Here is a 20,285-nt window from a genome sequence, read left to right as displayed (position 1 = left end):
GTTCACTACTAAAAAGGTGCTATTAAAGGATTGCCATAAAGACAGGTAGGCTAGAGGTTTAGAGTGGCAAATACAGAGAGTGACTAACTGAGAAAAATTAAGTATTACCAAAAATCACTTTTTTGCCTGTCTGCAAACCAGATATCAAGTCTTTAATATTATGGATGTCCAAATTGCTCTGGGCACGTGTGCAAGCGACGTAGAGCAAACGCAACTCTTCAGGGCTTATTTTGACCGCATTGGTGGTCACATCATAATAGAAATCATCGTCCAGCTGTACCTTTCCCCATTCGAGCCCTTTGGCCTTATGGGCAGTGGAGATAACATAGTCAGCATTTTCAATACTGGTCAAACTATTGACTGCTTGGCTCAGGACATTGGTGCCATGATCATCGACCAATTTCACCAGTGTTTTTAGATCGCTGCCTTCATTGGTTTCAGAGTACTCTTGTACATCGCCCCAATTATAAAAGTATGCCAGTTCAGGCACGCCATAAGCAGACTTGCCATTTTTTAAGTTTTCGGCTGCCTGACAAAATTTAAGCATACGATCGGTATCGGCTTGTAGCGCCACGCGGTGACCGAGCTTGAGTCCAGTCAATAGTTGCGACATCGCAGCAGCATTGGTGCGACATAGAATAGCGTCTTTTTTACTGTGTACCATGCCTTTGTCGGTGGAGGATTGCTTATTCGGATTGCCTTTTAATGGCACATCTTCTTGTAAGGCTTTGAGTAAGGTATTGGCAATCTCAGCAATCGGTTCGCCAAAACGAAACGACTGGGTTAATAAAGTCTGCGGCAATGGCAGTTTTTTCATCGCATTGACCGCACCGCGCCATTCATAAATCTGCTGATGGGCGTCGCCTACATAAATCACTTGCCGTGGCTGCTGGGTCAAAATCCCCATCATCAAGGGATCGGCATCTTGCGCTTCGTCAAATAAGATAAAATCCGCAGGAATACTGGGCTTCGATAATGCCCACAATTTAAGATAAATATCATGCCCGATACCAGCTGGATGGCGCGCATCAATTGACTGTAGCCAGCGTTGCTCGACGGCAGGGTAGAGCATCTCACGCAACTGTTCGGCATCTGACTCATCGAGCCAGCTTGGAAATTCAATATGCCTTGGTGCAGGATAACTGGCATGCGTACTACAAAAGTTACTGACAGCATCACTAACGAATCGGGCTAATCTCGCAGGCGTGAGCGTAATGTATTTATTAATGCCATCCATTTGCCGACGGACTTGGACGGGCTGCAAACCCAAATCATCACCCAGACGTTTGGGTGAAAAACGCGGCAACGACAGCTTAGCAGTGATATCACGGGCGACATGCCGATAAGCAAGCGAATGAAAGGTGCGACATTCCACATGCGGTGGAAACTTTGAGCGAGCATCATTGGCAATCGTTTTGTTAAAGGCTAAGTATAAGCCGCGTCCACGCAAACGCTCACCAATCAGTTTTAAGGTCGTCGTCTTACCAGCACCCGCATAAGCCACCACTTTAAATGACTTGTGATCCATCGCCATGTTAAGCGCGCTCAGCTGCTCATCAGTGGGATCGCTCATATAAGCTGGCATAGATGCGGACATAAAAAATTACCTAAAAGAGTAAAACGGATCAAAAATGACGGGGGTAAAAAAAGCCACTGCATAGACAATGGCTGACTCATCATGTGCACTTGCAAAATATTTGCAAGTGCACATGACAATAATAAAAAAACTGATAGAAAATAAAGGTGGAAATAAGCAGGTTATAGTAACAGATTAGCGCGTTGGCTGTTTTTGGAATAAGTGTCTGACAAGTGATGTTATTCTTTATTTAACCCTGTATCGCTTGCTAAGGTAGGACTGTGTTCTTCTTTAATTAATATTTTCGCTAAAAATAATCCTAGCTCAAATAGTAGCCACATCGGAATGGCGAGCATCAACATCGACACCCCATCAGGCGGTGTCACGACCGCAGCAACGGCGAAACAGCCGACAATAATATAACGGCGTTTATCTTCTAAGCTTTGAATGGAGACGACACCAGTCAATATCAATAGCAAGGTGACGACTGGAATCTCAAAGGTTAAACCAAATACCATAAAGAGTTTGAGTGCAAAACTTAAATAACTGTCGATGTCGGTCATCGGCAAGACGTTCTGCGGCGCGAACATAATAAAGAATTTTAGAACCCCTTTAAGGACAATAAAATAAGAGAAAGCCACACCCGCATAAAATAAAAATATAGAGGACATTAAAACGGGAATGGCGATTTTTTTCTCTTTTTTATATAAACCGGGTGCGACAAACGACCAGATTTGATACAAAATGTAGGGCATTGCAAAGAAGGCAGCGACAAAAACAGTCAGGCGTATCGGTGCCATAAAGTTGGAAGTGATATCCGTCGCGATCATCGTTGAGTTGGCAGGCAACTGGGCAACCAATGGGTCGGACAAAAAATCATAGAGCTCGCGGGAAAATCCGACCAGGGCTAAGAATATTACCAGTACGGCAACACATATCTTAATCAAATGACGACGCAGCTCAATCAAATGCTCGGTAATCGGCATATCGCCAAGTGAGCTTAGGATATCGCCAGAGTCGTCAGTATTGCTGTCGACATTACCATTAATGGTAGCTGTTGAGGTATCGATATCTGAATCCGCGACTTTTTCTTGACGGCTTTTTTTACGTTTAAATAAGCCCACTAATTACTCTCCTGCTTATTAACAGAAGTCTGTTTGGGTAAAGGGCTGTCTAGATGGCTGTTTAGTAAGATATCGGCTTTATAGTTTGGTAAGTAAGGCGGTTGCGGCAAACGACGCGCTTTATCATAAGCACCAAGACGAAACCACATGTTTTCCCATGGTCTAGTTGTGATGGTTTGAATCACTGGATTGGCGTTATCATTAAAGTCAGTTTTTAGACTGTCGTTATCACCTTGTGCCGATGGCTGCTCAGAGCTTTCTGGTTTCTCAGCCTGTCTATTACTATCGTAGGCATAGTCAAAGGATTTTGGACTCACTGGTCGATTATCATCATTCTCACTACTGGCTTGGCTACTTTGCCTGGGCTTAGCGTCATCGACTAGATCACGCGATGCCTTTAAATGCTGGTTTTTCGAGGATTCAAACTCTTGCATACTGCCGCGCATTTCTGCCATTTCACGGCGCATTTCTGCTTCAGTCTGGCGAATTTTGGCCAGCTCTTTTTGCATTTGTTGGCGCGTCTCAGCTAAGTCAAGCTCCGCTTCGATTTCAGATTGCAAAGTAGAAACCGTGCGGCGAATTTTGGCATACCATTGCCCAGCGGTACGCGCCGCTTGGGGCAGCTTTTCTGGCCCCAAGACGATTAAGGCAATGACGCCAAAAAGCAATAATTCAGAAAACCCAATATCAAACATAATGTTTCGATGTCACTGTCTAGATGCTATACATTATGGGTGTCATCAACCTTAGTGGTTGTTGGGCGCTCTTCAGTGTGTGCGTTGCCATCATGGTCGAGCACCACTTGCTTTTTGGCATGTTCAGTATTTTCGTCTTTGACGGCTTCTTTAAAACCTTTGACCGCGCCGCCCAAATCTTTACCGGCATTTCTTAGTTTGGAGGTGCCAAATACGACAACCACCACCACCAATAAAATCAGCCAATGCGTAATGGAAAAACTGCCCATAATGCTATCCTTATGTCTTGGTTTTCAGTCTTTATAGGAATACGTTGAGTGTATAGAATATTGCTGTCGTACACAAAATCTATCGACAGCTTATGCGAAGTAACACGTCACACTATTATAACCTGCCGTTATGACAAAAAGGTGAAAGCAACAATAATCAAACAGGGTAATGGCTAATTTTATAAAAAGCTATCGAGCCGCCTTTTCATCAATACCTGATAGACCAAAGCGTCGACCTAGCTCATTTAATACTGCCTCTGATTCGATATCGAACCAAGCCAAACCTACTAAGGTATGGAACCAAACATCAGCGACTTCATAGATCAGCTCATGACGCGCTTCGTCATATTGGGCTTTATCCGTATTTTCATTGCAATTAGCAAAGTCTTTAGCAGCGATAATGCTCTCTGTACTTTCTTCACCGACTTTTTCTAATATTTTATTCAAACCCTTGGCGTATAAGCTTGCTACATATGAGCTATCGGCATCCGCTTGTTTGCGTTCTGCTAATACTTTATCAAGCTGCTGCAAGATGGAGCGAGTGATGGGGCTGTGGTCATTCTGATTGGTATCTGAATCGACTATATTTTCCGCCGCCGCTTCATTAATTTCAGGCGTGGCTTGTGTTGCTGTATTTGAATGATAAATATCAGCAGGATCCTTTAATACTTTATCAACCGTTTGCCACTCAGGCGTTTGCCCTGATAAATCCAAACGCTGATAAAAACAAGACTCGCGGCCAGTATGACAAGCGATACCACCGGCTTGAGTGACGCTAAGGACAATCACATCGGCGTCGCAATCTAGACGAATATCATGTACGCGTTGGGTATGTCCAGAGGATTCGCCCTTATGCCATAACTTGCCACGCGAACGCGAAAAATACACCGCCGTCTGCGTTTGTGAAGTTAATTGTAGGGATTCGGCATTCATCCAAGCCATCATCAAAATACGCCCTGACACATAATCTTGTGCAATTGCAGGAATCAAACCATCATCATTAAATTTTATGGCAGCCAGCCAAGCAGGTGAAGTCATAATCTTGTTGCCATCTTATAGGTAGAAAATAATAAAAAGTCGCTAAGTATTCGCTAAATAATAGTTATTCAGCCTATCTGTCATTCATGTGAGCGCTTTATCAACACGCAGTCTCTACTTAAACACAGCTTAAGCTGACATTCAATATGTTAAATCAGTAAATACAGCACAATTATACTCGAGCTGAATTTTGATACAGCAAGAATTTCAAATTAACAGTGTTTTAGTTCGCCTATTTTGTTTTCAGCTAGCTATCGCTTGTGGCTGCTCAGTTTTTGCTGCTAAGCGTGTGCTTTAAGTGGCTAATAATCAAGTTTTAGAAGACGAAAATAAGCAGCAAGGTATTTGTGATTAGAAAGAACAACATACGCTAAACAGCGTTAAAACTTTCCTTGGCAAAACAGCGCACGATCTGTTAAAATGTCGCCTCCCACCTCGAGGCAAATAGAGGTTTGGTGCCTGTTTTTACAGCCACTAATCATTATTGACTATTTGACGACCAGGTTCTAAAACAGAAAAAGAGGCAAATCATCATGAAAAATAAGATGAAAACCAGAAGCGGTGCAGCTAAACGCTTCAAAAAAACAGCGAACGGCTTTAAGCGTAAGCAAGCATTCAAAAGCCATATTTTGACCAAGAAATCACCTAAGCGTATTCGCCAGTTGCGTGGTCTTAAGTTGGTGCACAAGTCTGACGAAGCAGCAGTTCGTCGTATGTGCCCATACATTTAATAGGCTATCGTCATTTATCTTTAGTTAAGCGCTGTTTAATGAATAGCGACTGAATTAAAAGTATATGACTTTGCAATTTGATAACGATGTCTATTATCTGATGACATCGTGATTCGTTTAATAATGATTAAAAATATCTTGGAGTAATTTATGGCCCGTGTAAAACGTGGTGTACAGGCGAATCGTCGTCACAAAAAAATCTTAAAGCGTGCAAAAGGCTACTACGGTGCCCGTTCACGTGTTTACCGCGTAGCGGTACAGGCAGTGACCAAAGCTGGTCAATATGCTTATCGTGACCGTCGCAACAAAAAACGTACTTTCCGTCGTCTTTGGATTGCACGTATCAATGCTGGTGCACGCTTAAACGGCTTAAGCTATAGCCGCTTTATCAATGGCATGAAAAAAGCTAACATTGCAATCGATCGTCGCGTACTTGCTGACATCGCTATGCATGATGCAGCGACTTTCACAGCGTTGGTCGAAAAAGCTAAAGCGGAACTAGCATAAATATTAACCTTCCTTTAGGTAGGCTGCTTTTTAAATCATTATTGATAAGTAGTTATCTACATGGATAGGAATAATATTGATTAATAGGTTGATATTAATAAAAGCTACCGCTGGTCGGTGGCTTTTTTTATATCACATTGTCTGACTGCCTACTTTTAGTACCAGAATCACATACGCTGTTATAGGATAGCGTTTATCATCGTCTAAATATTCAAGCCATTCATATCATTGAAATTATCGTCACATGAATGGGTAAATGGTTTGCAATATTTGGTCAAATCCCTACAATTACCTATCACTATTATTAATAGTCCGTTTAAATCAGGAAGAATGCGTCTTATGACTACCCCTGCTGCTACCACCGATTTGTCGGCGCTACCGACCTTGTCCACAGAGCTAAGCGAGCTTAATGAAGCTCAGCTAAATGAGTTGGCCAGTGCCGCTGAAGCCTTGATTCTACAAGTAACTGATGTGCGTGCGTTGCAAGATTTGCGGGTGCAATTGACCGGTAAAAAGAGTTCCTTAACTGGCTGGTCAAAGCAGATGGGTAAACTCAGCAGCGACGATAAAAAAACCTACGGCGGCTGGTTGCATCAAGTCCGTAGCCGTATTCAAGATGCGTTGACAGAGCAGCAGCAGCAGCTAGAAGTGGCTGCACTAAATGCCAAGCTTGCAAGCGAGAGCATTGATATCACCTTGCCTGCTCGCGGTGGTCAAAAAGGTCATTTGCATCCCGTGACCATGATTACCCAACGTATGCAGCAGTATTTTATACAAGCGGGTTTCAACGTTGCTACTGGTCCTGAAGTTGAGAGCGATTACTATAACTTTGAAGCGCTCAATATTCCGTCGCATCATCCAGCACGCGCGATGCACGATACCTTCTATTTTGATGCGCATTATTTACTGCGTACGCATACCAGCCCCGTGCAAATTCGCACCATGGAAAAGAATGAGCCGCCGATTCGTATTATTTGTCCCGGTCGCGTCTATCGTAATGACTCGGACCAAACCCATTCGCCGATGTTCCATCAGCTAGAAGGTTTAATGGTTACCGAGTCGAGCACTTTTGCTGAGCTAAAAGGCTTGATTAGTGAGTTCTTGGAAGCGTTTTTTGCCAAAGAGCTAACCGTACGTTTCCGCCCGTCATTTTTCCCATTTACTGAGCCGTCAGCTGAAGTCGATATCCTAGATGATAATGGTAAATGGCTTGAAGTCATGGGCTGCGGTATGGTGCATCCACAAGTGCTGACCAACTGCGGTATTGATGCCGAAAAGTATACTGGTTTTGCCTTTGGTATGGGTATTGAGCGCTTTGCGATGCTGTACTACGGTATCGATGATTTGCGCCTGTTTTTCCAAAACGACGTACGCTTCTTAAAGCAGTTTGGCTAGAGTTTCCTTTGTTAATATAATAGGTTAATACGCCAACCTTTAATTCAAAATCTTTATTATAAAATTCTGATCCGAGATACTTATGAAAATTAGCGAACAGTGGCTACGTCAATGGGTAAACCCTAACAATAGCAGTGAGCAATTGGCTGAACAACTCACGATGGCAGGGCTAGAGATTGATGATCGCTTTGCAGTCGCTCGTGCCTTTAGTGGTGTGGTCGTTGGTGAAGTTATCAGCGTTGAGCAGCATCCAGATGCCGATAAATTACGTGTCACACAGGTCAATATTGGTGCAGCTGAGCCGTTACAAATCGTTTGCGGTGCACCCAATGTGACTATTGGTATGAAAGTGCCTGTTGCTACCGTCGGTGCTGTTTTACCTTCTGATAACGGTGCGGGCTTCCAAATTAAAAATGGCAACCTACGCGGTGTCGATTCTAACGGTATGCTCTGCGGCGCTTCTGAAATTGATTTAGTCGATGACATTGATGGTTTGCTCGAATTGCCAGCAGATGCAACAATCGGTATGGATATCCGTGAATATCTAGGCTTAGACAATCAAATATTCGATATCTCTATTACGCCAAATCGCGGTGATTGTTTTAGCGTACGTGGTATTGCGCGTGAGATATCCGTCATTAACGATTTGCCGTTACAAATGCCAAATATCCCTGATAATATCAATTTCACTCAAAACGAAGTGATGCCAGCTGTAACAGTCAGTGCTGTAGAAGCTTGTCCACGCTACCTTTTACAGTCGATAAGCAATATCGATCGTAGTATCGATACGCCAAAGTGGATGCAAGATGCGCTGGTTCAGTCAGGACTACGCTCGCACAACTTTTTGGTTGATGTGACCAACTATGTCTTGATGGAATTGGGTCAGCCGCTACATGCTTTTGATGCCGATACTATCGAGGGCGATATCGTTGTGCGTTTGGCACAGCCTGAAGAAACCATTACCTTACTAAATGAGCAAACCATTACCTTAACCGGTGATGAATTGGTCATTGCTGATGATAAAGGCACACTTGCACTTGCTGGAATCATGGGCGGTCAACGCAGTAGTGTGACTGATAGCACCACCAATATCGTCTTAGAGAGCGCCTTCTTTAATCCATTGGCTATCGCTGCACGCGCACGCCGTTTTGGTCTGCATACTGATGCCTCACAACGCTTTGAGCGAGGGGTAGACTTTGAATTACCAGCGCTTGCTTTAGCGCGTGCTGTTGATTTGATTACCAGTATCACGAATTCTCAAGCGGGGCAAATAATCACAGTCGAAAGTAGCAAGCACCTACCGGCACGTGCGCCCATTACCTTGCCAATTGCTAAAGTCCGTGATGTTATCGGTATTGAGATTGAGCCAGCAGTCATGGTGCGTATCTTAACCCAATTAGGCTTTAAGGTAGAGCAGCAAGCAGATAGCCTAATTTGTACGCCGCCATCATATCGCTTTGATATGAGCATTAAAGAAGATTTGATCGAAGAGGTTGCTCGTATCTATGGCTACGACAATATCCCAAGCATCTTGCCACACCTGCAAGTCAGTATGGATTATGACGATACCGCAGACTTGACGCATGAGATGAAGCTGGCACTGGTCGATAATGGCTATATGGAAGCGATCAGCTTTAGCTTTAGTGACGCAAAAATAGAAGCCTTGCTCGATGATAAAGCCCTAGGAGAAGTGTTGGCACTGGCCAATCCTATCTCTAGTGACTTAGCCGTGATGCGCCGTACCTTGCTATCAAGCTTATTGCCTTGCGTGCAGTACAATCTCAATCGTCAGCAGCCACGCGTTCGTTTCTTTGAAACAGGGCTTAGCTTTGTTGGTCAAAGTATTAGTGAGTTAGTACAAACGCCAAGTATTGCGTTAGTAGCAGTTGGCGATGTCTGGGACGAGCAAGCGTATCAAAACCGTGCGTTAGACTTTTATGATCTTAAGCATGATATTGAACAGTTATTACCTGCGCAAGTGGATAGTGCGCGTATCCGCTATGAGCGTAGTGAGCTAGCTTTCTTGCATCCGGGTCAAAGTGCCAAGCTTTATATCGATGATCAGTATGTCGGTTGGTTGGGGCAATTGCATCCGAATACTGCCAAACAGTTAGATTTGCCAGCTACTTGGGTTGCGCAGTTGTCATTGGCACCATTACTAACGCTTGCTCGTGAACAGCATGCCATTACTACTCCAAGTAAGTTCCCGCAAGTACGCCGCGATATTGCCATATTAGTAGACAGCGATATCAGCCTTCAAACACTAGAGTCAACTATACGTAAGGCATCAGGTGCACTGTTGACTGATCTTTGGTTGTTTGATGTATACCAAGGCGAAAAAGTGCCAGCAGGTCAACGCTCATTAGCATTTGCCTTGATATGGCAAGATAAAACGCAAACCTTATCGGATGATGCTGTAAAAACGGCCACTGATAAAGTGGTACAAGCATTAACGGTTGAGCATTCAGCACAGCTACGTGACAGCTAGCCTCTAATCGAAAAAGACAAATACTCTATAGCCTCAATATAAATGAGGCTATGGATTTTTGCTATTTATAAAAATTATTAACTGATAGAAGATTTTATTCATAGAGTAAGTTAAGTAGTTATTAATAAAGGATTTTAATGCAGACTTTATTAAAAAGACGCACAAAAACCTTTATAATAGCTAACACTAATTCTCATACCGCTAAACCATGATATTCGACATCACGACATAGCATAGGAGTCGTACTGTGAGCACCTTAACCAAATCTGACATGATCGAGCATTTGATGAATCATCTAAACCTAACGCGCCAAGAAGGTCGCTGTTTGGTAGAGAATTTTTTTGACGAACTGTCAGAGAGTTTGATTGATGGCAAAGAGGTCAAGCTTTCAGGCTTTGGCAACTTTGAGCTTAAAGACAAAAATAGTCGCCCAGGACGCAACCCTAAGACAGGGGAGCCTGTCGCGGTATCAGCGCGCCGCGTTGTGACCTTTAAAACAGGACAAAAATTCCGTCAACAGGTCGATGAGCGCCTATTTGACCAATAATAGTAGTGAGTAAGACTAAAAGTGATGGTTCGCAGTTGTCTATTAAATCGACTGTTATAGCCATCATTTTTTTATGCGACATTGTCTCAGTTATATAAAACATAAATCGCAGGCATAAAAAAAGAGAGCATAGGCTCTCTTTTTTTAGTACAGTATTTTTATTTATAAGAATAAAAATTACTGAGCTGGTTGCTCAACTACAACTTCGTCAGCTGCGTCTACAGCTGGAGTTTCGCTAGCTACGTCAACGCTAGTAGTAGTACCGTCTACAGGTACTTCAGCATCGATTTCGTCAGTAGCAGTAGCAAGTTGTGCATCAGCGATATCAGCTTCAGCGCCAGCAACAGCAGCTTCTGCTTCAGCAGGAACAGCTTCGCCAGCAGCAGCAGCTTCGTCTAATTGCTCAGAAGCATCAGTTACTTCTTCTTGAGCGTCAGATAAATCTTCAGCAGCGTTTTCTTTGTTGCTATCACAGGCAGTTAAGCCCATAGTTGCAGTCATGATACCAGCTAGAGCAAGTAATTTTAAGTTCATAAGGTTTTCTCCGGGATAATTAAATGAGCAGTAGCAGCAAAAAAGGTTGAACATCCGAGATGTCTCAGATATTCAACTAGTCTTAGTCACAGCTACTCAGCTTTCACGCATTCTATATGATTTCTTTCTGCATAGAAAGAGGTTGTACAATTAAGTTACAATAAAATTGTAAATAGGGTTTTATTTTACTTATTTTACATAATTATCCATACAAAAAGTCAAATTAATCGACGTATAATCAACGACATCTGCTTATTGCAGAGAAATTTCTTATGTCTGGTACTTTGTATCTGTTTGCGCTATTTATGACAGCATAATAAAGAAGATAGCGGATACATAAGTAATGCTAAATGGTAGTCGCAATAACTGGCTGTAAATATAAAAAAGCGCTAAGTGTTTTGAAGCAGTTTGTAGTCTGTGGCAGATTAAATTAGCAAAGGTTATCAAGATATGACATCAAAGGATTGAGCTAAAAACTATATAACATGAATCATGATCGATATGAGTGGCATAAGATATCGTATTTTTTGGGAGAAGGATTATGAAATGGCAAGGCAGACGTGGCAGTACTAATGTGCGTACTAGTAGTGGTGGCGGTAAGCTAATGGGCGGCGGTATCGGCGGTATCATTATTGCTGGTATTTTATGGCTAGTGTTTGGGGTAAATCCCATGACCGCATTGCAAACAGGTCAAGAGGTCGCAGGCGGTGGTAATACATCTACTGAACCAGCTACCAGTGACGATCGGGATACACAGTTTGTCAAAGTTGTCTTGGCGGACACTGAAGAGGTTTGGCATCAAATATTCAATGAGGGTGGTAGTACATATAAAGAGCCGTCACTGATTTTGTTTAATGGACAAGTCAGTTCTGCTTGTGGTAGTGCCAGCTCAGCGACTGGTCCTTTTTATTGCCCAGGTGATCAAACGGTCTATTTAGATACGTCGTTTTTCGTAGAGATGCGTCAAAAGCTTGGTATCTCTGGTGATATTCAAAACTCAGGGGATAGTGACAATCAGAATAAAGCGGGCGATTTTGCCCAAGCCTATGTGATCTCGCATGAAGTAGGTCACCATGTACAGACTTTGCTTGGTATTACTCAACAAGTAAATGAAGCCAGCCGTCAAGTGACTCGTGCACAAGCAAATAAATTGTCTGTCCTACAAGAGCTACAAGCTGATTGCTTTGCTGGTGTTTGGGCGCAGCGCAATCAAGAGCGCGTACAGTTTTTAGAAGCAGGTGATATTGATGAAGCTATCAATGCTGCTGGTGAGATTGGTGATGATCGCTTAGCACGTGCAGGAGGCGGGGCGGTAGTACCTGATAACTTTACTCATGGTACTAGCCAACAGCGTGTAGAGTGGTTTACGCGCGGTCTAGAGAGCGGTAATGTGCAAACTTGTGATACGTTTAGCGGTGCTTTATAGCACTGACTATTATAAAACCAGTTATATTGATTGGTATAGTTAAAATATCTCAAAAACGCTACAGTGCTGCTGGTATAAATTTTTTGCAGCCTCTGTCTGCATAGGCACAGCAAGCAAGAAAAATTAATATCAGCAGCACTTGATGTATTGATATTACTTTTCCCTGACTATAGTAATGATTAGACACAAAAAAGCCTGCAATTGATTGCAGGCTTTTTTTGTCAGCTAGTTGGCTAGGTAATATCTTTCATAAAATATATGTGCCAAAAGAGCTGCTTAAAACTGATTATCTGGTTTGATCATAGATATAACCACCAGCGCCGCCAATAGCAGCACCAGCGATTGCACCACGAGCGATATCTTTGCTATCGCCTTTACTTTTGATCAGTGCACCAGCAGCAGCGCCAGCAGTGGCAGCTTTAGCTGTATTACTTAGACCAGTGCTATATCCGTTAGTAGCACAGCCACCCATGATAAGAGCAGAGCTAGTTAGAGCCGTCATTGCGATAGTTTTAGCAAGTTTCATAATATCACCTATTAAATCGTCAAGTTTAAAATACTAAGTATACAGTATATATTTCAGTATGTTCTTAACCCTTATAGTAGCCCTTATATATAAATCTGGTCGTAGTAAAAACGCTAAGCTTTGCAAGTAAGCTGTAAATTATGTTGCCTCACTGTGTCATTGGTAGTGCCTTTGCTTAGGGTTATTGTATTTATCCTGATAGTAAGCTAACTGTTCTCGACGCGAATTATTCCTAATCATAGAGCCAATAGTAATAAAAACAAAAAGACCGCCTTATAGGCAGCCTTTATGAGTAAAACGTCAATTATTTATATAACTTTATTGTCGTAAAAGATTTAAAATCAATTTTGTGATTTACGCTTCATTTGCTCAAAAAATTCATCATTGGTTTTGGCTTCTTTTAAGCGGTCCAATAAGAACTCAGTTGCTTGTACACCATCCATCGGCTGTAGCAATTTACGCAGGATCCAAACTTTACGCAGCTTATCTTCATCAAGCAGACGTTCTTCACGGCGTGTACCCGATTTTTTGATATTAATGGCAGGGAAGACACGCTTTTCTGCCAAATCACGTTCAAGGGTAATCTCTTGGTTACCGGTACCTTTGAATTCTTCAAAGATAACGCTGTCCATTTTACTACCAGTATCAATAAGGGCACTGGCGATAATAGTCAAGCTGCCGCCTTCTTCAATATTACGAGCAGCACCAAAGAAGCGTTTTGGGCGCTCTAATGCATTGGCATCCAAACCACCGGTCAACACTTTACCTGATGAAGGAATAACAGTGTTATAAGCGCGGGCAAGACGGGTAATCGAGTCAAGCAGAATGACCACGTCTTGCTTATGCTCAACCAAGCGTTTGGCTTTTTCAATAACCATTTCAGCCACTTGTACATGGCGCTGTGGCGGCTCATCGAAAGTTGAGGCAACCACTTCACCGCGTACGGTACGTTCCATCTCGGTGACTTCTTCTGGACGCTCATCAATCAGCAGTACAATGAGGTAGCACTCAGGATTATTACGAGTGATCGATTGTGCTATCGACTGTAGCAGCATCGTTTTACCCGCTTTGGGCGGGGCCACAATAATAGAGCGCTGACCTTTACCAATCGGTGCAATCAGGTCGATAATACGACCAGTCAAATCTTCAGTCGTACCGTTACCTAGCTCAAGCTTTAGCTGCTCAGTTGGAAATAATGGCGTTAAATTTTCAAAGATGAGCTTATGACGTGAGCGATCTGGGGTATCAAAATTGATTTCACCGACTTTGAGTAGCGCAAAATAACGCTCAGAATCTTTTGGTGGACGAATCGTGCCAGCGATACTGTCACCGGTTTTTAGACTAAAGCGGCGAATCTGACTTGGGCTGACATAGATATCGTCAGGACCTGCTAAATAAGAGCCTTCAGATGAGCGCAAAAATCCAAAACCATCGGGGAGCACTTCAAGTACACCATCACCATAGATGGCCTCACCATTACGGGCATGGGTTTTTAAAATAGCAAAGATAATGTCTTGTTTACGGCTACGTGCCATATTATCAAGCCCCATCTCTTTAGCGATGGCGAGTAGCTCAGCGATTGATTTTTTCTTTAATTCAGTAAGATTCATAGATAGGTCGTTAGCAGTTGATAAGATGAGAGATGCCATTATTCACAAATCACGAAAGTGATTAAAACAATGGTATTAGGGCGATAGAGGGTATACATGCAGAGTTAAGATTTATGTAGGTTTGGTTTTATGTGTCAGTTTATACGCTTGTTGAGATAGAGACATATAAGTCATAAAAGTGAAGATAAAGAAGCCTACATAAGAGTCTGCGTCAAAAACTCAATATCAGTCATTGTGTTTAGTCATTCGGTCAGTAGCGATGTTTAATAATGACGATGGTGTTGTTGATAAACACGAGGAGAATAGCGACAAGATATTTAGGAAAACCATTAGTTTTCTCTTATCAGCAGACTATACGGGCTTGAAGACAGTATTGTCAATAATTTTTGCTAAAAAAGTGATGTAATCCAATTTTTTGCTTATAAAATCAACAAAAAAGCCATTATCTGGTACAGATAATGGCTTTAGCGTTCGTGCTATTTTCAACATGCCTACCAAGAGTGCTCAAAGCAAGCAAGTGTTAATTTACAAATGCTTATCTAGTACTTTTGCCAATTCAGCTTTTGGCTGTAAGCCCATAACAGAGTCCACTTTTTCGCCAGCTTTAAAAACAAATAGAGTTGGAATGTTACGGATACCAAAACGACTGGCTGCTTGTGGATTGTTATCAACGTCAACTTTAACGATTTTAACTTTACCTTGGTACTCGGCCGCTAAATCTTCTAAAATAGGCGCGATGGCTTTACAAGGACCACACCATGTTGCCCAAAAATCGACTAAAACTGGCACGTCAGACTGTAGAACGTCTTGGTCAAAGTTGGCATCAGTGGTATTAACAATAAGGTCTGACATAATTTTTCTCTCTTGTTTTATTATATGTGTCACCATTTATCGATAAAACAATAAATGTCATACCAAAATGATGACCAGCTAACGAATGTTAAGAATGTGTATAAATCTGCCATTATATTAACATGTTTGCCTAAAGTTGACAGACGTAGACTGGTTAAATTGTTTAACAATTACGATTAGCACAATAAATCGACACATAAGGATACAGGGTTGGCTTTTATCTGTTACCTACTGTATTGATTTCTGCTTTTAACTGCTCGTTAAGATTACTTGCATTTTGATTCTATAACGGATTCTGATTTTTATATCCGAACTGATTAATATAAGTCCATTCATATAAGTAGCCCACATTTATGCCCTTTACAGATGAAAAAATCGATGCCCTTAATGCTGAAGAAAAAACCCGTTCGCCTGAGTTTTTTCAAACATTTGCAAAAAAAGTTACCGTCTATGAAGATGAAGATATCTGGGTAGTCGATAAGCCAGCAGGACTATTGAGTGTCGACGGTAAGAGCTTAAAAGTAAGCTTGCTAGCTCGCCTTGAACGTGCCAATCCTGCCGTCAAACTGATTCATCGCCTCGATATGGATACCTCTGGCCTGCTTATTTTCGCCAAAAATGCAGCGGCACAAACCAATATTAGTAAGCAGTTCATCGACCGACTACCGCAAAAAAGTTATCAAGCACGAGTGTTTGGTCAATGGGACAGCGTTGGCGCTACTGGCAAGATATCGGTACCAGTACGTTATGAGCCTGCAACCAAACCGCGTCATATCGTCGATCCTAACTGGTCAAAACATGCGCTGACTTTATATGAAGTATTGGCGCATGAAGAATGTGATGGTCAAATAGTAACTCGCGTCCTATTAAAACCAGTCACCGGTCGTAGTCATCAGCTGCGCGTCCATATGGTACATGTCGGACATGTGATGATTGGTGACCCGATTTATGCAGAAGGTATTGCATTGGATATTGCGCCAAGACTAAATCTACATGCGCAGCAACTGCGCCTAAAACATCCAACGCTTGGAGCGTGGATGGACTGGGAAAGTCCAACACCTTTTTAGTGTTTTTGAAATAAACTAAAATCTAGCATTGTTGCAAATTACTAGATAAAGTTGCTAGGTAAAGCTGCTATGGAAAATTAGTAAGGCATTCTGCGCTCTGATATGTCAGCCAACTTGCAAAACAAGGATTGTATTATGCTTAATATGACTACTGCCAAGCAGGCGCTTAAAAAGCGCTTTAAAGCTAAACCTTATTCATCAGATGCTCCTGCAGATTATGAGGTACTGATTATTGGTGCGGGTATCGCAGGCATCAGCATGGCTTGCCATTTGCAGCAGCAGAGCTTGCAAAAAAGTCATCGAAGTCTTTTTGATAGTAAAAGCGTTAAGCAGAAAAAACGCCTCAAACTTAATAGCCAACGATTTTTAATCGTAGAAAAACGTGAGGATTTGGGCGGTACATGGGATTTGTTTACCTATCCCGGTATTCGTTCTGACTCGGATGCGCTGACTTTTGGCTATAGTTTCCGTCCGTGGCTGGATCATAAGATGCTTGCAAAAGGTGCAGATATTAAAAGCTATATTGCTGATACAGCACGCGAGTTTAAGGTGGTAGAGCATATTCGCTATCAGCATGAAGTACAGCAGTTATCATGGTCAAGCGACAGTCAGCAATGGACGGCGATGATTAAAAATCATGCTACCGGTGAAGTAATGAGCTTAACGGCAAACTTTGTCGTTGGAGCGACCGGTTATTATGACTATGAAACTGGTTATAGACCACATTTTAAAAATGAAGAAAATTTCAAAGGTGAAATAGTCCACCCGCAGCATTGGCAAGACACACAATACGACGATAAAAAGGTCGTCGTCATTGGTAGTGGCGCGACGGCGATGACACTGATACCGGCATTGGTCGATGAAAGTAGTAAACAATGTGCCCGTCATGTCACCATGCTGCAACGCTCACCGACGTATGTTGCAAGCGTACCAGGCGATGATCATGCGCTTGACTGGCTATCAGGTAAATTCTCACCTTTATCAAAAGCACAGGCGTACACCTTGCTGCGTACGCGCAATGTGATGTTTCAACAAGGTGTTTATCGGGTGGCGATTTATGCGCCAAAGGTGATGAAAGCCCTATTAAACCATAAAGTCAGAGAAGAGCTTAAAGGTAGTGGCGTGGATGTTGCCCATTTTAATCCGGCTTATAATCCTTGGGAAGAGCGTTTGTGTGCGGTACCTGATAGCGATTTGTTTCAAGCTTTGCATAGCAAGCGCGCTGAAGTGGTAACCGATAGCATCAGCCAGTTTACCTCAACGGGTATTGCATTAGCATCAGGCAAGCATTTGGACGCAGATATCATCGTTACTGCGACGGGTCTAAAATTACAGATGTTAGGCGGTGCAGCTTTATATGTCGATGGGGAGCCGATCGATGTAGGCGCACGAATGACCTACAAAGCAGTGATGCTTGAGAATGTACCAAATATGGCAATCATGTTTGGCTATACCAACGCTTCTTGGACATTGAAGATTGATTTGGCCTGTCAGTATGTTCTGCGTTTACTGAGTTATATGAATAAAGAAGGATACAAAACAGTATGTGCGCAGGCTGAGACTGAGCACGAAAAAGTAAAAACGCAGGCAGATACGGTACTTGGGGCACTATCGGCAGGGTATGTCAGCCGTGCCAAGGATGAGCTGCCAAAACAAGGTGATCGCTATCCTTGGCGGGTGAACAATAACTATGTCACCGATCGCATCATGCTCAAATACCGTAAAATCAAAGATGACTGGCTACAGTTTACTCGTTAGAATTTGCTAATTATTAATCTTACTGCGCTTGATTGATAAAATCACTGACTTGTTTACTAAGCATCTGCCACAAGGTTTCTTGCGCGCTTTTGCTGCCCCACGCATTGTGCGGACTAAATATCACGCGTGGATGCTCACCAAGAGCCAGTAAAGGATCATTGGCAGCTATGGGTTCTTGCTCAAAAACGTCGCTGCCATACCCTAAAATCTGCTCATTGTTAATGGCATCAGCAAGCGCTTGGCTATCCACAATACCACCACGAGCGACGTTGACAAGTAGAGGTTTTTTAGTCATTTTGGCCAAGGTGTCTGCATTGATAAGGTGCTGAGTTTTCTCATTTAACGGGCAATGTAAGCTAATCACATCAGCACAAGCGAGCACTTCATCAAAGGCGGTATAATCATCATTACGCGGCATACGCCCTTGGTGCTCCGCCCACAATACCGTCATGCCAAAAGCACGCGCAATATCAGTGACGCGTTTGCCAATGGTACCAATGCCAATAATACCCAGCGTTTTATTTTCCAAATCTATAAGCGGGATATCAAGTAGGCAAAAATTACCATTATCTGCCCACGTGCCATCGGTGACTTTATTATGATAATGCAGACCGGCACGCATGGCATTTAGCATCAGCATAAAGGTATGCTCAGGCACGCTTTTCACCGCGTAACCGGCGACGTTATAGAGCGCGATATTATGCTCAGCACAAGCATCTTGGTCAACGTTATTCATACCCGTAGCGGTCAGTTGAATAAGTTTTAGCTTTGGCAAATTAGCAATCGCTTCGGCATTGATTTGCACTTTATTAGTAAAAATAATATCGGCGTCTTTGCAGCGCTCAATGATCAGTGCTTGAGGCGTATCATCGTAAGTAATGTAATCAGTAACGCCAGCGGGTGCTGGCAAATCGACGTTATCAGAAAAAGTGCCTTTATCTAAAAAAACCGCTTGCATGATGATTCCTTATCTCGTTGTTATCGTAAATAGGTTTTGTTTATTATCGGCTTAATGTAGCACGTTGCTGCATTTAGTCAAAAAACATGTCAAAAAGCGCAAAGCAAAAACCTCTACTTCAAGCTGAAATAGAGGTTTTATTTATTGAGACACTCGTTTCTTGCGCTTACTTATTTTTTTGCGCTTACTTATTTTTTTGCGCTTATAAAGAAAAACGCTTACGCAATTTACCGATCAGACTACGTACACGACTGCTCAAGTCAATGCGCACATCGTTTTCAGGATCGTGCTCGACTTCATAACGTTTGACCAATTCAGGGCTGGCTTTTAGTTTTGCATGGTGCTGGAATGCACGATTGACACTAATTTCAAGGAGGCTTGCGCGCATTGGCTTCGGTAGGCAGCGATAGACCTGACCTTTATTAATCAAATCAATCAGCAGTCCTGCATCTTGGAATTCGGTCTGTACCAATACGACTAAATGCGGCGCATCTTGCTTTAGGGTAAAGATAATCGGCGCAATATTCTCGCCGCTGACATTGATGTCGGTAATACAAACACCGATATCTTCGTTCGCCAAATAATCGTAAGCTTCCTCTAAACCTTGGGCGTGCAGCACTTTATAGTTATTAGAGAATTGCTTACGTATTTGCTCAATCAACTCATTGGTCTCATCAATGACCAATAAAGTCTGCTTATTGCCTGAACTGTCGAATTGCTCGGCGTCTTCGTCTGGGTTATAAGTCAAAGCGATTTCAGTGGCGCGTCCGACGACAGCGAGCAGTTCTTCAGATTTACATGGCTTGGTTAAATAACGGTAAATTTCACCATCATTAATAGAGCCAATAATCGCGTTCAAATCGGCATAGCCAGTTAATAATATACGCATGGTAGAAGGTGATACGTCTTTTACTTCGCGCAAGATATCAACGCCAACCCGCTCAGGCATACGTTGGTCACTGACTGCAACGTGTACATGGTTGTTTTTGATATAGTCAATATATTCAGTCGGGTCAGTGGTAATAAAAACGTCATGCGTTTTACGAAATAACAGCTTCATAGAACGTAAAATGCGTTGTTCATCGTCAATAAAAGCCAGCTTCGGTTTAGCTTCAACCCCTAACTCGGCGGTACTTATGTTATTGTTGGTGTCATTACTGGTGTCATTTTCTAATTCATTCATG

The 20,285-nt window shown here is 42.6% G+C and carries 19 protein-coding genes; 8 read left to right on the top strand and 11 right to left on the bottom strand.

Annotated features, from left to right (window positions below; all coding sequences use genetic code 11):
- Nucleotides 1-97: 97 nt before the first annotated feature.
- From JMX89_RS07900 to hisIE, 5 genes are all read right to left on the bottom strand, one after another.
- Nucleotides 98-1,597: a UvrD-helicase domain-containing protein gene (locus JMX89_RS07900; RefSeq protein WP_133104913.1), complete on the bottom strand. Its 1,500-nt coding sequence runs from the start codon at nucleotides 1,595-1,597 to the stop codon at nucleotides 98-100.
- Nucleotides 1,598-1,815: 218 nt separating this feature from the next.
- Nucleotides 1,816-2,700, bottom strand: a complete 885-nt coding sequence (gene tatC / locus JMX89_RS07895; protein WP_201531900.1) for a twin-arginine translocase subunit TatC — start codon at nucleotides 2,698-2,700, stop codon at nucleotides 1,816-1,818.
- Nucleotides 2,700-3,395: a Sec-independent protein translocase protein TatB gene (gene tatB / locus JMX89_RS07890; RefSeq protein ID WP_201531901.1), complete on the bottom strand. Its 696-nt coding sequence runs from the start codon at nucleotides 3,393-3,395 to the stop codon at nucleotides 2,700-2,702. The genes tatC and tatB overlap by 1 nt, the downstream gene beginning before the upstream one ends.
- Nucleotides 3,396-3,421: 26 nt before the next feature.
- Complete coding sequence (gene tatA, locus JMX89_RS07885) at nucleotides 3,422-3,664, bottom strand: Sec-independent protein translocase subunit TatA (protein ID WP_011514610.1); 243 nt, start codon at nucleotides 3,662-3,664, stop codon at nucleotides 3,422-3,424.
- 189 nt (nucleotides 3,665-3,853) lie between these two features.
- Nucleotides 3,854-4,702 (bottom strand): bifunctional phosphoribosyl-AMP cyclohydrolase/phosphoribosyl-ATP diphosphatase HisIE, encoded by an 849-nt coding sequence (hisIE, locus tag JMX89_RS07880; RefSeq protein ID WP_201531902.1) that lies wholly within the window; start codon nucleotides 4,700-4,702, stop codon nucleotides 3,854-3,856.
- A gap of 533 nt (nucleotides 4,703-5,235) precedes the next feature.
- Between hisIE and rpmI the strand changes: the two genes are divergently transcribed.
- The 5 genes from rpmI (at nucleotide 5,236) to JMX89_RS07855 (ending at nucleotide 10,370) form a co-directional block, all read left to right on the top strand.
- Nucleotides 5,236-5,433 carry a 50S ribosomal protein L35 gene (gene rpmI, locus JMX89_RS07875; RefSeq protein WP_011514608.1) on the top strand — a complete coding sequence of 66 codons (198 nt, stop codon included), beginning with the start codon at nucleotides 5,236-5,238 and terminating at the stop codon, nucleotides 5,431-5,433.
- Nucleotides 5,434-5,583: 150 nt separating this feature from the next.
- Nucleotides 5,584-5,940, top strand: a complete 357-nt coding sequence (gene rplT, locus JMX89_RS07870; protein WP_011281252.1) for a 50S ribosomal protein L20 — start codon at nucleotides 5,584-5,586, stop codon at nucleotides 5,938-5,940.
- A gap of 339 nt (nucleotides 5,941-6,279) precedes the next feature.
- Nucleotides 6,280-7,335 (top strand): phenylalanine--tRNA ligase subunit alpha, encoded by a 1,056-nt coding sequence (gene pheS, locus JMX89_RS07865; RefSeq protein WP_201531903.1) that lies wholly within the window; start codon nucleotides 6,280-6,282, stop codon nucleotides 7,333-7,335.
- A gap of 82 nt (nucleotides 7,336-7,417) precedes the next feature.
- Entirely contained in the window at nucleotides 7,418-9,823 is a 2,406-nt protein-coding gene (gene pheT / locus JMX89_RS07860) for a phenylalanine--tRNA ligase subunit beta (RefSeq protein ID WP_201551334.1), read from the top strand.
- Nucleotides 9,824-10,070: 247 nt separating this feature from the next.
- Nucleotides 10,071-10,370: an integration host factor subunit alpha gene (locus JMX89_RS07855; RefSeq protein WP_011514605.1), complete on the top strand. Its 300-nt coding sequence runs from the start codon at nucleotides 10,071-10,073 to the stop codon at nucleotides 10,368-10,370.
- A 177-nt stretch (nucleotides 10,371-10,547) separates the two neighbouring features.
- Here JMX89_RS07855 and JMX89_RS07850 read toward each other — a convergent pair whose 3' ends face one another.
- Entirely contained in the window at nucleotides 10,548-10,904 is a 357-nt protein-coding gene (locus JMX89_RS07850) for a hypothetical protein (RefSeq protein WP_020444409.1), read from the bottom strand.
- Nucleotides 10,905-11,445: 541 nt separating this feature from the next.
- Between JMX89_RS07850 and JMX89_RS07845 the strand changes: the two genes are divergently transcribed.
- Entirely contained in the window at nucleotides 11,446-12,330 is an 885-nt protein-coding gene (locus tag JMX89_RS07845; protein WP_201551333.1) for a neutral zinc metallopeptidase, read from the top strand.
- Between the two features lie 286 nt (nucleotides 12,331-12,616).
- On the opposite strand, the gene JMX89_RS07840 is transcribed toward JMX89_RS07845, so the two are convergent.
- The 3 genes from JMX89_RS07840 to trxA all read right to left on the bottom strand — a co-directional run bounded on the left by JMX89_RS07840 (nucleotide 12,617) and on the right by trxA (nucleotide 15,318).
- On the bottom strand, nucleotides 12,617-12,856 hold the full coding sequence (locus JMX89_RS07840; protein ID WP_011514602.1) for a hypothetical protein: 240 nt from the start codon (nucleotides 12,854-12,856) through the stop codon (nucleotides 12,617-12,619).
- Nucleotides 12,857-13,197: 341 nt separating this feature from the next.
- The gene (gene rho, locus JMX89_RS07835; protein WP_020444407.1) at nucleotides 13,198-14,466 is read right to left on the bottom strand and encodes a transcription termination factor Rho; all 1,269 of its coding nucleotides are present in this window, start codon (nucleotides 14,464-14,466) and stop codon (nucleotides 13,198-13,200) included.
- 525 nt (nucleotides 14,467-14,991) lie between these two features.
- Nucleotides 14,992-15,318, bottom strand: coding sequence for a thioredoxin (gene trxA / locus JMX89_RS07830; protein WP_133104906.1), 327 nt, complete (start codon nucleotides 15,316-15,318; stop codon nucleotides 14,992-14,994).
- Between the two features lie 353 nt (nucleotides 15,319-15,671).
- Here trxA and JMX89_RS07825 point away from each other — a divergent pair, with 353 nt between their 5' ends.
- A complete protein-coding gene (locus JMX89_RS07825; RefSeq protein ID WP_020444405.1) occupies nucleotides 15,672-16,385 on the top strand; it encodes an RluA family pseudouridine synthase in 714 nt (237 codons plus the stop codon).
- 135 nt (nucleotides 16,386-16,520) lie between these two features.
- Nucleotides 16,521-18,143: a flavin-containing monooxygenase gene (locus tag JMX89_RS07820; RefSeq protein WP_201531906.1), complete on the top strand. Its 1,623-nt coding sequence runs from the start codon at nucleotides 16,521-16,523 to the stop codon at nucleotides 18,141-18,143.
- 19 nt (nucleotides 18,144-18,162) lie between these two features.
- Here the strand turns inward: JMX89_RS07820 and JMX89_RS07815 are convergent, their stop codons facing one another.
- Both JMX89_RS07815 and JMX89_RS07810 read right to left on the bottom strand, forming a co-directional pair.
- Complete coding sequence (locus tag JMX89_RS07815) at nucleotides 18,163-19,101, bottom strand: D-2-hydroxyacid dehydrogenase (protein ID WP_201531907.1); 939 nt, start codon at nucleotides 19,099-19,101, stop codon at nucleotides 18,163-18,165.
- A gap of 202 nt (nucleotides 19,102-19,303) precedes the next feature.
- On the bottom strand, nucleotides 19,304-20,284 hold the full coding sequence (locus JMX89_RS07810; protein ID WP_149493075.1) for a response regulator: 981 nt from the start codon (nucleotides 20,282-20,284) through the stop codon (nucleotides 19,304-19,306).
- Nucleotide 20,285: the final 1 nt, after the last annotated feature.

Source organism: Psychrobacter sp. DD43 (assembly GCF_904846555.1).
GTDB lineage: Bacteria > Pseudomonadota > Gammaproteobacteria > Pseudomonadales > Moraxellaceae > Psychrobacter > Psychrobacter cryohalolentis.
The sequence above is the reverse complement of the archived record's forward strand: the minus strand, read 5'-3'. Positions and strand labels throughout refer to the sequence as shown.